This is a genomic window from Streptomyces sp. NPDC002896 (assembly GCF_040295225.1).
Lineage (GTDB): Bacteria > Actinomycetota > Actinomycetes > Streptomycetales > Streptomycetaceae > Streptomyces.
Genome location: NZ_JBEOVA010000002.1, coordinates 257,241 through 271,643 on the forward strand (window position 1 = coordinate 257,241; position 14,403 = coordinate 271,643).

The following is a 14,403-nucleotide window of genomic DNA, read 5'->3' on the forward strand; positions in this document are numbered from 1 at the left end:
GGTGGGTGGACCCGCCGCGGCCGGGTACTCGCGGCGCATGTTTGCACAGACCGCACAGAGCCTGGGCATGACCGTGCAGGGCCTGGACACGACGGCACCGGGCCTGGACACCACAGCCGCGAATCCCCTGCTGGGCGGCATCGTCCCCTTCGTGATCGGGCTGGTCATCGTCGCCGTCCTGATCGCCGCCGTCTGGCTCGGCATCAGGGTGCGGGACCGCGAATCCGCCCCGCCGCGCCCTGAGGAGCAGCCGAGGCCGCCCGCGTCGGGGCCCGTTCGCGAGGTCTCCGAGAGCCGGGAGCCCCACGAGGTGCCCAGGGGAGACACGCGCCTCACCCCTCACGACTTCCCGGGCTTCGGCAACGTGTCCGGCAAACCGGGCGGGGAGCAGCGGCGCAGGCGCTGGAGCAGCGGTTCCAGCGGTGCGTTCGGCAGCGGCGGCCACGGCAGCAAGCCGTGACAGCGGCGCGCTGACCCCCCGGTCCGCCGCGCCGGCGAGGGGGCGGCCGCAGCCGCGCCGCTGCCGCCGTCGGCGGGCTCGCCCTGCTGGCCGGCTCAGCGGCCCTCCGCTTCGGCGTCTTCGCCGTGGGGATCGCCTCGGCCGAGGACCCCGCGCGGTCGTCCAGCAGCGGGAGGCGAACGCGTTGAGGCGGGAGGGCGAGGCGGAGGGAGACTGACCGTACCGGAGTGGATGCGGGACGTTACCTGAGTGGTGCCCGAGGTGCCGGGTACAAGGTGGGCATGAAGGTAACAAAAATGGACAACATGCCACTTCATGCGCCGACGTCCGTCAGGGTCGCGCCCCTGGTGACCGGACTCTTCGCCGCCGCGGCTCTGGTCTGGGTGGTGCGGATGAGTCTGAGAAACCGGCGACGTACCGCCGGGGCGTCCCGGGGCGAGGGCCCGCGTGTGACCGCCGAAGACGAGGGCCCGCTCGACCTGTGGGAGGTACGCGAGCCTGACGAGGTGCCCACGGACCAGGGTCGCCTCATGCCCTACGAACTCGGCCGCACGCCCAACAAGCGCAGCACGACCCAGTACCGCAGACGCTGGAGTATCGGTTCCAGCGGCGGCTTCGGCAGCGGCGGCATCGGCCGCACGGGATGACGCGTCGTACAGCGTGAGGGCGCATGCGTGCCGCTTTCCGGGGTACTGCGGGCGGCATGGCTGGTATCGAACTCAAGAGCGCCGCGTTCACGGATCAGGCGGTGATCCCGCGGCGGTACGCGAAGGAGGGCGACGACGTCTCGCCGCCTCTGACCTGGTCCGGAGTGCCGGACGACGCGGCGGAGCTGGCCGTGCTGTGCGAAGATCCCGACGCGCCGTCGGGGACCTTCGTCCACTGGCTGGTGACCGGGATCGATCCCCGCAGCGACGGCCTGGACACCGGCGAGACGAAGCCCGGCAGCCGCGCCCACCGCAACGGCTACGGAGGCCGCGGCTGGGGCGGCCCGAACCCCCCGGCGGGGGACAAGGCGCATCACTACTTCTTCCGGCTGTACGCCCTCCCGGCACCCGTGTCGCTCCCCGACGACGCGACCGCCGACGACATCCACGGCGTGCTCGACCGGGAGCAAGTGGCCAGCGGCACGCTGGTCGGTCTCTATCAGCGCTGAACCCCGACTGAGCCGAGACCCGACTGAGCCGAGACCCGACTGAGCCGAGACCCGACTGAAGAGCGGCTGAAGTGACGGCAGTGACGGGCACCGCCGTGTCCGTCACTGCCGCCGGTCTGCCGGCCCGGCCGTCACTGCCGCCGCAGCACCGCCAGTACGTCGTCGTCCGTCACCTGTTCGAAGTCCTCGTACCAGAGCCCGACCGCCGTGAAGGGGCTGGGCCGGTCCAGGCATACGACGTCGTCGGCCTCGTGGCGCAGGAGGCTGAATGCCTCCGGCGAACACACCGGGACCGCCAGGGCGATGCGCTCGGGATGCTGCTGGTGCAGGGAACGCAGCGCGGCCCGGGCCGTGACTCCGGTGGCGACCCCGTCGTCCACGACGACGGCCGTGTGGCCTTCCAGTTCGGGGGCGGGCCTGCCCTGGCGGTACAGCTCCTCGCGCCGGTGCAGTTCCTCGCGCTCGCGTGCGACCACGGGGGCCAGCTCCGCCTCGCTCAGGCCGAGCTGGTCCAGCGTTCGCTTGTCGAAGAGCGGCGCATCGTCGCCCGCGATGGCGCCCACCCCCAGCTCAGGCTGGAAGGGTGCCCCGATCTTGCGGGCGACGAGCACATCGAGCGGGGCCTGGAGCGCCCGCGCGACCTCGTCGGCCACGATGACGCCGCCGCGTGGCAGGGCCAGGACGACCGGCTCCGGCAGAGCACCCTTCTCCTGCAGTACGCGGAGCCGTTCGGCCAGTATCTGGCCGGCCTCCCTCCGGTCACGGAATTGCATGGACTCCACTCCTTCCGAGCGCTACTGCTGAGCGCGTCCCTCGTCGTCGCCCCGGTCCGTGTCCGGTGCCCGTCCCATGTCGCTGAACCAGCGCGCGGCGGCGACGGCGACCTGGTCCAGCGCTCCGGGCTCCTCGAAGAGATGGGTCGCTCCCTCGATCACCTGCAGCCGGCTGGGGGCACGCAGCTTGGCTTGTGCTTCGCGATTCAGCTGGAGTACGACCTCGTCGCGTCCGCCCACGAGCAGCAGGACGGGCGCCCGGACCTGTTCCAGGGCCTGATCTCCGGCGAGGTCGGGACGGCCGCCCCGGGAGACCACGGCTCGGACGAGTTCGGGCCGCTCGGCGCCGGTGACCAGCGCGGCCGCGGCGCCCGTGCTCGCACCGAAGAGGCCCAGCGGCACATCACTGGCCCTGGCCGCCAGCCAGTCCACCGCGCCGGTCAGCCGCCGGCCGAGAAGGGCGATGTCGAACCGGTGGATGCCGGTAACCGCGTCCTCGGCCTCCTCGTCCGGCGTCAGCAGGTCGAACAGCAGCGTGCCGAGGCCGGCCTCGCGGAGCGTGGCGGCGACGGCCTGGTTGCGCGGGCTCTGGCGGGAGCTGCCGCTGCCATGGGCGAAGAGCACGACGCCGGTGGCGGCGTCCGGCACGGTCAGGTCTCCGGCAAGAGACACCTCGCCGCTCGTCACAGCCACGGGTGTGGACAGCATGACACCCTCCCGGTCCTCTCGGGTCCGATACCGGGCACGCATCGAGTACCCCGAGTGCGGCGGCTATGCGGGTTTGGCCGCGCGGCGCACGGCTACCCGCCAGGGACCGTGGGCCCGCACCGTCGCGGGCCCGCGAAGCGTGTGCGCATGTCTGCGGAAAGGAGGGGCGCTGTGTCGTACACAGCGGCAGACCAGGCGACGGAGCGGCAGGGGCAGGCCGCCGCCGGGGAGGACGAGGCTCCGGCCCAAGGGGCCGAGACCGCTGCCCGGCCGAACGCGACCGTCGATGGGCAGGACACGCCCGCTGCCCGGCCGAACCCGGCTGTCGACGGGCAGGACACGCCCGGTGTCCGGGCGAAGCCGGCCGACCTCGGGCAAGATCCGGCCGCTGTCGGACCCGACGAGACTCGGGCGCACCAGGCCCAGGACACCGCCGGGCGGAACCCGGCCGACGTCGAGCAGGCCCCCGCGGCCGCCGGACACGAGGAGGCGACTGGCCGGGAGGATCGGGCCGGACTCGGCCATCACGAGGTCGGGGTGAGCCGGGACTGGGCTGCTGTCGGTGCGGGTCTGGACCGGGACCGGGCTGTTGGCGGTGCGGGTCTGGCGCGGGACCAGTCCGCCGCGGGTGCGGGGCGGGACGAGGCTGCCGCCGGTGCGGGTCTGGACCGGGATGAGGCTGCCGCGGGCGCGGGCGCGCGCCCGGACCAGTCCGCCGCAGGCGCGGGTCCGGACCGTGCCGCCGTCAGGGCGACCGCGGGCGAGGAACAGGCCGTCAGCCGCCAGGACCTTGTCCGCTTTCTCGAGGATCGCTTCGCCTGCGCGCAGGCCTGCACCGAATGCGCGCGCTTGTGCGCGCTGCAGGCCAGCCTGACGAGCGCGGGTCCGGAGGCCGGCGCCGAGCCCGATGCGGTCGACGACCCGGGCGCGGACGAGCTCCGCCGCAGGGCCATGTCGTGTGCGACGGTGTGCGACGAGACCTGCCGGACGCTGTCCGAGGACGCGCGCCAGGACGAGTACGAGCTCCGCTTCCAGCTCGAAATGTGCCGGTCGGTCAGCCTGGACTGCGCGCGGTTGCTCGACGGCCACCCGGGGGCGGAGGGTTGCGCCGAAGCCTGCCGCCGCTGTGCGCGCGCCTGCGCGGACTTCCTGTCCACCCTCGGCTGACTGACTTCCACGCCGCTCCCATTCCTTATTTCTGGAACGAGTTCTACTGTGTGCGCCGTCAGGTCCGGGTCAGCGAGCCAGGGAGCCAGGAGGCGCCGTGCACCTCGAATACACGCCCGAGCAGCAGCGGTTGCGCGCGGAACTGCGTGCATACTTCACCGGGCTGGTACCCGACACCGCCCATGCCCGGTACGCCGAACCCGCGGCCCAGAAGCGGTTCTACCGCGAAACGATCCGCCGCCTCGGCGCGGACGGCTGGCTCGGCGTGGGCTGGCCGAAGGAGTACGGCGGCCGCGGCCTCACGCCCATGGAGCAGTTCATCTTCTTCGACGAGGCCGCCCAGGCAGGCGTACCGCTGCCCTTGATGGCCCTCAACACGGTCGGACCGACGATCATGCAGTTCGGCACCGACGAGCAGAAGGCCTACTTCCTGCCGAAGATCCTCTCCGGCGAGATCGACTTCGCGATCGGCTACAGCGAGCCGGACGCCGGGACCGATCTGGCCGCGCTGAAGACGAAGGCCGTACGCGAGGGCGATGAGTACGTCGTGAACGGCCAGAAGATCTGGACCACCAACGGCGACACCGCCGACTGGGTCTGGCTCGCCGTGCGCACCGACCCCGACGCGCCACCCCACAAGGGCATCACGATGCTGCTAGTGCCGACCTCCGACCCCGGCTACTCGTGCACCGTCATCAACACCCTCGCCTCGCACGACACCACGGCCAGCTACTACGAGAACATCCGCGTCCCCGTCTCCCGCCGCGTCGGCGACGAGAACAAGGGCTGGCGGCTCATCACCAACCAGCTCAACCACGAGCGCGTCACCCTCGCCGCACACGGCACCATGGCGATCCGCGCCCTGCACGACGTACAGCGCTGGGCCATGGACACCAAACTCGCCGACGGCCGCCGCGTGATCGACCTCGGCTGGGTGCGCCGCCGCCTCGCCCAGACCCACACCAGGCTGGACGCGATGAAACTCATGAACTGGCAGATGGTGAACGCCGTCCAGGAGGGCAAGCTCACCCCGCAGGACGCCTCCGCCGTCAAGGTCTACGGCTCCGAGGCGCGCCGCGACGCGTACGCATGGCTGATGGAGGTCGTGGGGGTGGCCGGAGCCCTCAAGGAGGGATCCGCGGGCGCCGTCCTGCACGGCGAACTGGAGCGCGGCTACCGGTCCGCCGTGATCTTCACCTTCGGCGGCGGAAACAACGAGATCCAGCGCGAAATCATCTCCTGGATCGGCCTGGGGATGCCGCGCGTACGCCGTTAGGAGGGCGGACTCCAGGACTACGCCGCCCACGACCCTGCCGGACGCGACCTGCGACCGCGGGTCACCAGACGGTTGTAGCACCCGGCCGCGTAGGCCCCGGGGCAGTGCACCAGGCCTGCCAATGGGAGTGCGGCGGACGTGCCGGGGTTCATGCCCGGTGCGGGACGACGGCGACCGGGCAGTCCGAGTGGTGCAGTGCGGCGTGAGCGACGCGACCGAGCTGCAGGCCGAAGTGGCCATGGCTCCGCAGCGCTCCGACGACCAGTAGGTCCGCGTCAGCTGATGTTTTCAGCAGCGCCCGGTGAGCGGCGCCCTCGACTGTCTGCGCGTGCACCTTGACTTGCGGGTGCTCCCGCAGTGCCTCGCGCAGTGCGTCGTTGAGTGCGGAGGAGGCCCGTTCCTCGTGTACCTGCGCGGCGTTGTCCGCGATGAGGGGATGATCGAAGTGCTCATACGCCGGGCAGCGCCAGGCCCGTACGGCGTGGAGTGAAGCGCCGCGCGCCTCGGCCTCACGCAAGGCGAACCGCACGGCAGCCAGGTTCTCGGGCGGGTCTCCGACGCCGACCACGACCCGCTGGAAGGCCCCTTGCCGGTTCGGTTCCGAACCGCGGACCACGATGACCGGGCACACGGCAGCACGGGCAGCGACGGTCAGGCTGACCGACCCCAGCAGCAGCCCGGCGAGCTCGCCGCGGCCACGGGAGCCCATGACCAGGCCGAACGCTTCGTGGCCCGCCTGCAGCAGCGCGGACACGGCGTCCTCCGGCACCATCTCGCCCGACACTTTCACATCTGGATTGCGGCGCCGGGCCCGTTCCGTGCCGGAGGCGATGATGTGCTCGGCCATGATCTCCTCGGACGGGCGCGCGATGTCGAAGGGGTGGGCTCCCTCGTAGCGCTCCCACAAGGAGGCGTAGATCACGCGGAGCGGCACCCCGTGGCGTGCGGCCTCGTCCACGGCCCAGTCAACCGTCTGCAGACTGGATTCCGATCCGTCGACGCCTACGACCAGGGGGAGCTCCATGGTTCCCACCGCCTGATCACTTGAGTGGACATCACTTCGCGCACGGGAGACTTTGGAGCCACGCTGCCGGTCAGACAGCGCACCGCGAGATCGCGGTCCGTCACGATGCCGCGGAGGGATCCGTGCTCCATGGTCACGACGCTGCCGACGCCGTACTCCTCCATCTTGCCAGCAACGTCCCTGATGGACGCACTCGGCGAGGTGGCCACCGCAGGAGAGCTCATCAGTTCGGAGACCTTCATGACCGGCTCCTCTCCTGACTCGTCCGGCCGAAGAGCGGTGCTTGAGATTCCCGCAGCCATCGGAGCTCGTGGCGGCAGGCGGTGCTCTACTGGCCGGGGGTCAGGGGCTGTTCACTCACGGGGCCGTCGGGACCACCCGGGCTCCACCTGCTCCCACTCGGCGTCCCAGTGGGCGTATGCCCTGCGGTCGAGCAGACGTGTGAAGCCCCGCCACACAAGCACGGTGGTTACAGCGACCGCGACCGAGACGGTCACTCCGGTCGTCCAGCCACTGACGACGGCCTGTCCGGGAGTGGTCGGTGCCAGGGCGATCCGGTCATGGTCGTCCACCCACAGCCGTACGGTTGTGCCTGCCGTGGTACCTGGCTCCACCTGTGCGGTGTCCGTCCGCACTGCGCCGTCCGATCCTGTCCACCGCACCTGCGCGGGTACCTTGGCGAGGCTCGTGCCGTCGCTGGTCGGCGCTGCCTCGGGTGCGACAGCCACGAGCCGCGCGTCCACCGGGTGCCGGGCTGCGGCTTCGGTCTGCACGGCACGCATGCGGGACTCGTACGACATCAATCCTGTGGTCATCCCTGCCGCGGGGAGTCCTACGACGACGATCACCAGAAGACCCCGTGCGACCCATGTCCGCAGCCGGTCGGAGGTGCGTCGTAGGGGGTTGCGGACGCGTGCCGGATGGACGCGCGCCTTGGGGTCTGGCTGCCCGAACGGCTGGTGCGCTTCCACGGTCTGCTCCTTCCGGTGCTGAACGCCGAAGCGGTGGTCTCTCTCCTCCTACGGTCGGCCTTCGGCAACCCGTCCGCCATGGGATGAAGGTCCCCCCATGCAATGACGGGCCGGAACGGTGCGGTGGGCGGCGCGAAGCCGCCAGTCGCTGGTGCCGCAGGGACTGGCGTATGTGCAGGTAGCGGGTTTGCAGCCGGTGGCCGGTCTCTACACCGCGGTGGGGCGATGGTGGTGTTCGCCCTGGTGACGTCCACGAGGGTTATGGCGGTCGCCCCTCGTCGACGCCGGCGACCATGACGTTCACGGCGGTGAGCATCCGCACGCGGTGCGGGTGCGACTCTCGGTGTTCCAGCTGCCCGTTTACCCGACGGTGCGCGAGGCATACGTCGCCCTGCGGGAACGCTGACATTCCCCTGTGATGCCTCGGCGCTGCCCCGTGTCGGCCTCAACCCACGTGAGCGGCCCGGGTAGCCGCTGCAAGGTCCGGCGTCGAGGTGCCGCGCGACCTGTCCGTGCGCTCAGAGGATGAGCGCCGTTCCTACTTTCTGCAGACGGCGCCGCAGGTGGCGAACGTCGCCGACCCGTATGCCAACCATCTGGTGAGCAAGTCGGGCAGCATCGCGTACACGCAGGTGACGTACAAGGTCGGTCAGTCCGACGTCAGCAGCGCGGCGCACGATGCCCTGGACCGTGTCGTCGACCGGGGCGAGAAGGCGGGCCTCGCGGTCAACCTCGGCGGCAACGCCGTACAGGGCAACGCGGGAGGCGGACTGGCCGAGCTGCTCGGTGTCGCGGTCGCCGCCGTCACCTTGGTGATCACTTTCGGTTCGCTGCTCGCGGCCGGACTGCCACTGCTGACCGCGATCTTCGGCGTGGGGACGGCGATCTTCGCCCTGACGATGGCCACCGCGGTTTTCGACATGAGCTCCAGCGCCTCGACACTGGCCCTGATGCTGGGTCTGGCGGTGGCCATCGACTACGCCCTGTTCATCGTCTCCCGCTACCGCAGCGAGATCCGGGACGGCCACGAGCCGGAGGAGGCCGCCGGGCGAGCGCTGGGCACGGCCGGTTCGGCGGTGGTGTTCGCCGGTCTGACCGTGGTCATCGCGCTGGCGGGCCTGAGCGTCATCGGCATCCAGAAGCTGACCGCCATCGGTCTGGCCGCCACTTTCGCGGTCGTCGTCGCGGTCGTCGTCGCGGTCGTCATCGCGCTGACCCTGCTGCCCGCCGTCCTGGGCTTCGTCGGGACGCGGGTCACGAAGGGCCGGCTCAAGACCCGCCGTCTGCGGGCGCTGGAGCGTGGCGAGGGCGAGTCGCTGGGCGTGCGCTGGGCGAAGTTCGTCACCCGCAACCCGGTGAAGATGCTCGCCGTCGCGCTAGCCACCCTGGCACTCCTGGCCCTTCCGGCGATGTCACTGAAGCTGACGCTGCCCGACGACAGCATGGCCGCGCCCGGCAGCAGCGAGCGAATCGCGTGCGACACCGTCACCAAGGGCTTCGGCGACGGCTACAACGGCCCGCTCACGCGACCTGATCATCACGGGTGTGGGTGCCGCGCGGCTCACCGCACTGCTGAACGTGGCCCGCTTCGGCACCCCGATGCAGCTGGTCGTCTGCGCCCTCGTGAACCTGGTGCAGACGACGGTGTCCGGCATCTTCTTCTGGACCGACGAATCGGCACAGGCCATCCCGCAGGCCGTGATCCTGTCGTTCCTGTCGGGGACCGCGGTGCTGCTGATCAGCGCGTTGGGCACGGCCGGCAAGCTGGTCGACGCCTACGTCGCGGCCCTGGAGGAACACGCGATCCACCTGGAGGAGGACCGCGACCAGAAGGCCCGCCTGGCCGCCGCCACCTAACGCGCCCGCATCTCCCGCGAGATGCACGACATCCTCGGCCACACCCTCGCCGTCATCGTCACCCTTGCGGACGGCGCCTCCGGGCTCGCCGAGTCCAACCCCAAGCGCGGCGCGGACACCCTGCGCATCATCGCCGACAGCGGACGCGGCGCCCTCGGCGAGCTGACCCGCCTGCTCGCCGTCATCGACGACAAGCCCGGCACGGACGCCCCGCTCGCTCCCCAGCCCGGCGTGTCCGACCTCGATGCCCTGCTGGACCGGTTGCGGGCCGCCGGTCCGACCGCCACCCTGCACACCGAGGGAGAACTGCACGGCCTCACCCAGGGCCTGCAACTCGCCGTCTACCGCATCGTCCAGGAAGCCCTCACCAACACCCTCAAGTACGCCGGCCCCGACACCACGGTCACCGTCTCCGTCGTCGCCGACGGCGACTTGGTCCGCGTCACCGTCGAGGACACCGGCCCGCTCCACATCCCGAAGCAGGGCCGCAGGAGCCGCGGTAGCGGCCACGGGGTGGTCGGTATGCGCGAACGCGCCGCCCTCTACGACGGCAGCCTTGACGCCGGCCCAAACTCCCGCGGCGGCTGGACCGTCCGCGCCCTCCTCACCACCGCCCTGCCTCACACTGCCGCCAGCACGACCACGGAGAAGAACCCGGCATGACCACCGTGCTCATCGTCGACGACCAGGCCCTGCAACGCCTCGGCTTCGGCATGATCCTCGAACAGCACCCCGACATGACGGTCGTGGGCGAAGCCGCCCATGGCGCCGAGGCGGTCCGCAAGACCGCCCGAACTACGCCCCGACGTCGTCCTGATGGACGTCCGCATGCCCGGCATGGACGGCATCGAGGCCACCCGCCGCATCGTCGAGTCCGGCGGCCGCTCACGCGTCCTGGTGCTCACCACCTTCGACCTGGACGAGTACGCCTACGACGCATTGCGCGCCGGAGCCAGCGGCTTCCTCCTCAAGCACGTGCCGCCCGACGAGTTGGTCACCGGCATTCGAGCTGTGGCCGCCGGAGACGCGGTGATCTCGCCGGGCCTGACCCGCAAACTCATCGACGCCTTCTCCGACCGTCTCCCGGGCCACACGCACGGGCAGCAGCGCCAGTTGTCCACCCTCACCGAGCGCGAACGCGAGGTCCTCACCGCCATCGCGACCGGCCTGAGCAACGCCGAGATCGCCGCTCACCTCTCCGTGGCGGAAACCACCGTGAAGTCCCACGTCAGCCGCATCCTCACGAAGATCGGCGCCCGGGACCGGGTCCAGGCGGTGATCTTCGCGTACGACGCAGGACTGGCCCGGCCTGCATGAGGCCCTTGAAGGCCGAACCATCCGAGAACGCGTAACGTCTCTGACTGGCTTAGTGAGCCTGAGCGTTGCTCAGTGTTGGGAGCCAATCGCCTTCGTGTCCTGGTACTGAACGACAGGAGCCGTCAGCCCGCGTGACACGGCCCTCCGGACGCTGGTCCGTCAGGCCGCAGACCCAACCGAGGAGGGTGTCCGATGTCGCCTGGGCACCGGGCGTGCATGTAGCACCCTGCCACAGGTTCGCTACGCTTCGCTAATCCAACTGGTGAGCCTGCAAGCGGGAGGTGGGAGCATGCGTGACGCCGATCCGGGTCTCTTCGGGCCGTCCTCGGTGACCTGGCAGTTGCACGGCGACCCCATGATGTGGGTGGCCGGTGTGCGCGCTCTCTACCTGCAGGCGCTGCTTCCGCGCGCCGTACGCGGCGTCATGCAGAACTCCGACTTTCGCAAGGACGCATGGGGCCGGCTGATGCGCACCGCGAACTTCGTCGGCACCACCACGTACGGCACGACGGAGGCCGCCGAGCGGGCCGGTGCCCGCGTACGGAAGATCCACAGCATGCTGGGGGCGACGGACCCGGACACCGGGGAGCGCTACGGCGTCGACGAGCCCGAGTTGCTGCTGTGGGTGCACTGTGCCGAGATCGACTCGTATCTGCACGTCGTACGCCGTTCCGGGATCCGTCTCACGGATGGGCAGGCCGACCGGTACGTCGACGAGCATCGGGTCAGCGCCCGGCTCGTCGGCCTCGACCCCGACCGCGTACCGGCGAACACCGGTGAGCTGGCTGGATACTTCGAGAAGATGCGGCCCGAGCTGGCCGCCGGGCCCGAGGCACGCGACGTCGACGACTTCCTGCGGCAGCCTCCGGTCCCCGCACTGATGATCCCGGCGCGCGCGATCATCTGGCGGCGCGTGGCGAACCTGGCGTACGCCTCCCTGCCGCCGTACGCCCATGAGCTGTACGGACGGGCGGCCCCGCCACCCGCTGTGGTCACCCGGCGCCTGCGTCTCACCGGCACCCTTTTGCGCTGCGTTCCCGCAGGTGTGCGCTGGCAACTGCCGCCCAAACACATCCTTCGGGCGGTGGCGCGGCTCGGGCCCGGCAGCCGACCGGCCCCATACAAACTCCACAGACGGGTCGCCATACTGGACAGGCCCGGGGAGGGCGAGAGCTGAGAGCTGAGAGCTGAGAGCTGACGGGGGCGACGGCGCAAAGATGGCGGACACCAGGCTGATCCAGGGCCGGTACCGGCTGCTCGACCTGATCGGTCGTGGTGGCATGGGCGAGGTGTGGCGTGCGCGAGACGAGTCCCTGGGCCGCAGAGTCGCCGTGAAGTGCCTGAAGCCGCTGAGTCCCGGTCACGACCAGTCCTTCACGCGCGTGCTGCGGGAGCGGTTCCGCCGCGAGGCGCGCGTCGCGGCCGCGCTGCAGCACCGCGGGGTCACCGTGGTGCACGACTTCGGCGAGCACGACGGTGTGCTCTATCTGGTGATGGAGCTCCTGGAAGGCCGCAACCTCAGCCAGCTCCTGGAGGACAACAAGCACCACCCGCTGCCCGTGCCCGACATCCTGGACATCGCCGAACAGGTCGCGGCCGCCCTCGCGTACACGCATGAACAGGGCATCGTCCACCGGGATTTGAAGCCCGCCAACATCATGCGGCTCATCGACGGCTCGGTGAAGATCTGCGACTTCGGCATCGCCCGGCTCGGCCACGACATCGGATTCACCTCGCGGCTCACCGGTACCGGGATCGCGATGGGCACTCCGCACTACATGTCGCCGGAGCAGATCAGCGGCACCAACGTCGACCAGCGCAGCGACCTGTACTCCTTCGGCTGCGTGCTGTACGAACTCGCCACCGGAGCACCGCCGTTCGACCTCGACGACGCCTGGGCCGTGCTCGTCGGGCACCGGGACACCCCGCCGGAGCCGCCCCGTCGGCACCGGGCGGAACTGCCCGGATTCGTCGAGGAACTCATCCTCGGCCTGCTCGCCAAGGAACCCGGCGGGCGGCCCCGCGACGCCCGTGAACTGGCGCGCAGCATCGCGTCGGGCCGCAGCGGCTCAACGTACGTCCCGACCGTCGTGTCACCACCGGTGCACGGGACCGGAGACCCCGGCGTGCGGCCGTCCACCGACGATGCGCGCCTGTCTCCTTCCGCCGATGAAGTGCCTCTGCGGTCGCCCGCCGAGCGCCCGCAGCAGCCGGCGTCCCGCGAGCCCCGCCTGCCGTCGTGGACCCGCGGCATGACCACGGGCCACAAGGCGAGCGCCGCCGCCTCACTCCGTACGACACCGCCCGACGCGGCGGCGGGACTCACCGGTGAGTGGATCCCGCGCGGCGATGCCCGGCGGCCCGCCGAACCGGTGCAGCCCGAGCGGCCGACGCCGCCCCCCGAGGTGCTCGCCGCGCTCGTCTCCCGGCACAACGCGGGCCTCAGTCTGGGACGGCTCGGCCGATGGGACGAGGCGGGCGAGGTGCACCGCGCCGTCGCCGCGGAACGCGAACACCTGCTCGGGCCCGACCACCCCGACACCCTCGCCAGCCTCTACGAGGTCGGTTTCACCCTCAGCCGCACCGGCCGGGCCGCCGACGCACTGCGGCACTACGAGCGGGTCGCCCAGGGCCGCGCGCGCACCATGGGCGAGGACCACCCGGACACCCTCGCCGCCCGCCAGGAGACGGCGTACGCCCTCGGCCAGCTCGGACGCCACTTCGAGGCGCACCAGGTGTACACGGCGGTGCTCGCCCAGCGGGAGCGCAGTATGGGGCCCGACCACCCCGACACGCTGCGATGCCGCCACAACCTCGCCTTCAACCTCGGCCGGCTCGGCAGGCTCGAGGACTCCTACCGCATGGCGCACCTGGTCGCCTCGGCCCGCGCGCGCGTGCTCGGCGCCAACCACCCCGACACGCTCGTCACGCGCTACGAGGTCGCCTATGCGCTGGGCCAGCTGGGCCGCTGGACGGAGGCTCTCCAGACCTACCGGGAGGTCGCCGACGCGCGTGCCCAGGCGCTCGGCCCCGATCACCCGGACACCCTCGCGGCGCGCTACGAGGTGGGCATCAGCCTCGGCCGGCTCGGGCGCAGCGCGGAGGCACTGACGCTCTACCGCGGCCTCGTCGACGACCGCACGCGCGTGCACGGGCCCGCCCATCCCGAGACGCTGCGCGCCCGGCACGGCCTCGGCGTCAATCTCGGGCGGCTCGGTCGCTGGGAGGAGGCGCTCGCCGAGGCCCGCGACGTGTGCGCGATCCGCGAGCGCGTGCTGGGGACAGACCATCCCGACACGCTCGTCAGCCACCGCGAGGTGGCCGTCGGCCTCGGCTGGCTCGGGCGCTGGGCCGACGCGCTCACCGAGTACCGCCGGGTCGCTGCGGCCCGCGAGCGCGTCCTCGGCGCCGACCACCCCGACGCCCTCGCCAGCCGCAACGACGAGGCCCACTGCCTGGAGCAGCTCGGGCGGCACACGGAGGCGGTGGAGCTGTACCGCCGGGTGGCGGCGCTACGGCAGAGGGCGGGCGGGCACAGCTAGGCTGCCGCCTCTGCCGTACCGGGCCGCCGTCGCTGTGGGCAGTCGTGCCGCTGGGGCGGCACGGGTGGGCACAGCGGCACCCCGATGACGTCGGGCACCGTAGTCGTACCCCCGGGCACCCCTGCGGTCGGCAGCGCCCTCGCGTGAAGGGC

14 protein-coding genes and 2 pseudogenes are annotated in these 14,403 nt (G+C 71.4%); 11 read left to right on the plus strand and 5 right to left on the minus strand.

Annotated elements, in window-relative coordinates:
- Nucleotides 1-37 precede the first annotated feature (37 nt).
- The 3 genes from ABT009_RS03380 (at nt 38) to ABT009_RS03390 (ending at nt 1,616) form a co-directional block, all read left to right on the plus strand.
- Entirely contained in the window at nt 38-460 is a 423-nt protein-coding gene (locus ABT009_RS03380) for a DUF6479 family protein (protein ID WP_351289018.1), read from the plus strand.
- Between the two features lie 296 nt (nt 461-756).
- Complete coding sequence (locus ABT009_RS03385) at nt 757-1,107, plus strand: DUF6479 family protein (protein ID WP_351289020.1); 351 nt, start codon at nt 757-759, stop codon at nt 1,105-1,107.
- A 56-nt stretch (nt 1,108-1,163) separates the two neighbouring features.
- Nucleotides 1,164-1,616, plus strand: a complete 453-nt coding sequence (locus ABT009_RS03390) for a YbhB/YbcL family Raf kinase inhibitor-like protein (protein WP_351289022.1) — start codon at nt 1,164-1,166, stop codon at nt 1,614-1,616.
- Nucleotides 1,617-1,747: 131 nt separating this feature from the next.
- Here the strand turns inward: ABT009_RS03390 and ABT009_RS03395 are convergent, their stop codons facing one another.
- Nucleotides 1,748-2,389, minus strand: a complete 642-nt coding sequence (locus tag ABT009_RS03395; RefSeq protein WP_351289024.1) for a phosphoribosyltransferase — start codon at nt 2,387-2,389, stop codon at nt 1,748-1,750.
- A 21-nt stretch (nt 2,390-2,410) separates the two neighbouring features.
- Nucleotides 2,411-3,097: a dienelactone hydrolase family protein gene (locus ABT009_RS03400; protein ID WP_351289026.1), complete on the minus strand. Its 687-nt coding sequence runs from the start codon at nt 3,095-3,097 to the stop codon at nt 2,411-2,413.
- A gap of 171 nt (nt 3,098-3,268) precedes the next feature.
- Here ABT009_RS03400 and ABT009_RS47390 point away from each other — a divergent pair, with 171 nt between their 5' ends.
- Both ABT009_RS47390 and ABT009_RS03410 read left to right on the plus strand, forming a co-directional pair.
- Entirely contained in the window at nt 3,269-4,264 is a 996-nt protein-coding gene (locus ABT009_RS47390) for a four-helix bundle copper-binding protein (protein ID WP_502989807.1), read from the plus strand.
- Nucleotides 4,265-4,361: 97 nt separating this feature from the next.
- Nucleotides 4,362-5,540, plus strand: coding sequence for an acyl-CoA dehydrogenase family protein (locus ABT009_RS03410; RefSeq protein ID WP_351289027.1), 1,179 nt, complete (start codon nt 4,362-4,364; stop codon nt 5,538-5,540).
- A 148-nt stretch (nt 5,541-5,688) separates the two neighbouring features.
- On the opposite strand, the gene ABT009_RS03415 is transcribed toward ABT009_RS03410, so the two are convergent.
- From ABT009_RS03415 to ABT009_RS03425, 3 genes are all read right to left on the minus strand, one after another.
- Nucleotides 5,689-6,564: a universal stress protein gene (locus ABT009_RS03415; protein ID WP_351289029.1), complete on the minus strand. Its 876-nt coding sequence runs from the start codon at nt 6,562-6,564 to the stop codon at nt 5,689-5,691.
- Nucleotides 6,543-6,806 carry a CBS domain-containing protein gene (locus ABT009_RS03420; protein WP_351289031.1) on the minus strand — a complete coding sequence of 88 codons (264 nt, stop codon included), beginning with the start codon at nt 6,804-6,806 and terminating at the stop codon, nt 6,543-6,545. Before ABT009_RS03420 ends, ABT009_RS03415 begins: the two co-directional genes overlap by 22 nt.
- Before the next feature lie 111 nt (nt 6,807-6,917).
- A complete protein-coding gene (locus ABT009_RS03425) occupies nt 6,918-7,535 on the minus strand; it encodes an Rv1733c family protein (RefSeq protein WP_351289033.1) in 618 nt (205 codons plus the stop codon).
- A gap of 599 nt (nt 7,536-8,134) precedes the next feature.
- Here ABT009_RS03425 and ABT009_RS03430 point away from each other — a divergent pair.
- The 6 genes and pseudogenes from ABT009_RS03430 to ABT009_RS03455 form a co-directional block, all read left to right on the plus strand.
- Nucleotides 8,135-8,833 (plus strand): annotated as a pseudogene (locus ABT009_RS03430) (MMPL family transporter); the annotation flags it as partial.
- Nucleotides 8,834-9,080: 247 nt separating this feature from the next.
- Nucleotides 9,081-9,392: a hypothetical protein gene (locus ABT009_RS03435; protein ID WP_351289035.1), complete on the plus strand. Its 312-nt coding sequence runs from the start codon at nt 9,081-9,083 to the stop codon at nt 9,390-9,392.
- Between the two features lie 9 nt (nt 9,393-9,401).
- A complete protein-coding gene (locus tag ABT009_RS03440) occupies nt 9,402-10,055 on the plus strand; it encodes a sensor histidine kinase (RefSeq protein ID WP_351289526.1) in 654 nt (217 codons plus the stop codon).
- Nucleotides 10,052-10,709, plus strand: a pseudogene (locus ABT009_RS03445) (response regulator). Before ABT009_RS03440 ends, ABT009_RS03445 begins: the two are co-directional and overlap by 4 nt.
- A gap of 289 nt (nt 10,710-10,998) precedes the next feature.
- The gene (locus ABT009_RS03450) at nt 10,999-11,886 is read left to right on the plus strand and encodes an oxygenase MpaB family protein (RefSeq protein ID WP_351289037.1); all 888 of its coding nucleotides are present in this window, start codon (nt 10,999-11,001) and stop codon (nt 11,884-11,886) included.
- A gap of 40 nt (nt 11,887-11,926) precedes the next feature.
- Entirely contained in the window at nt 11,927-14,251 is a 2,325-nt protein-coding gene (locus ABT009_RS03455) for a serine/threonine-protein kinase (protein WP_351289039.1), read from the plus strand.
- The last annotated feature ends 152 nt before the right edge of the window (nt 14,252-14,403 follow it).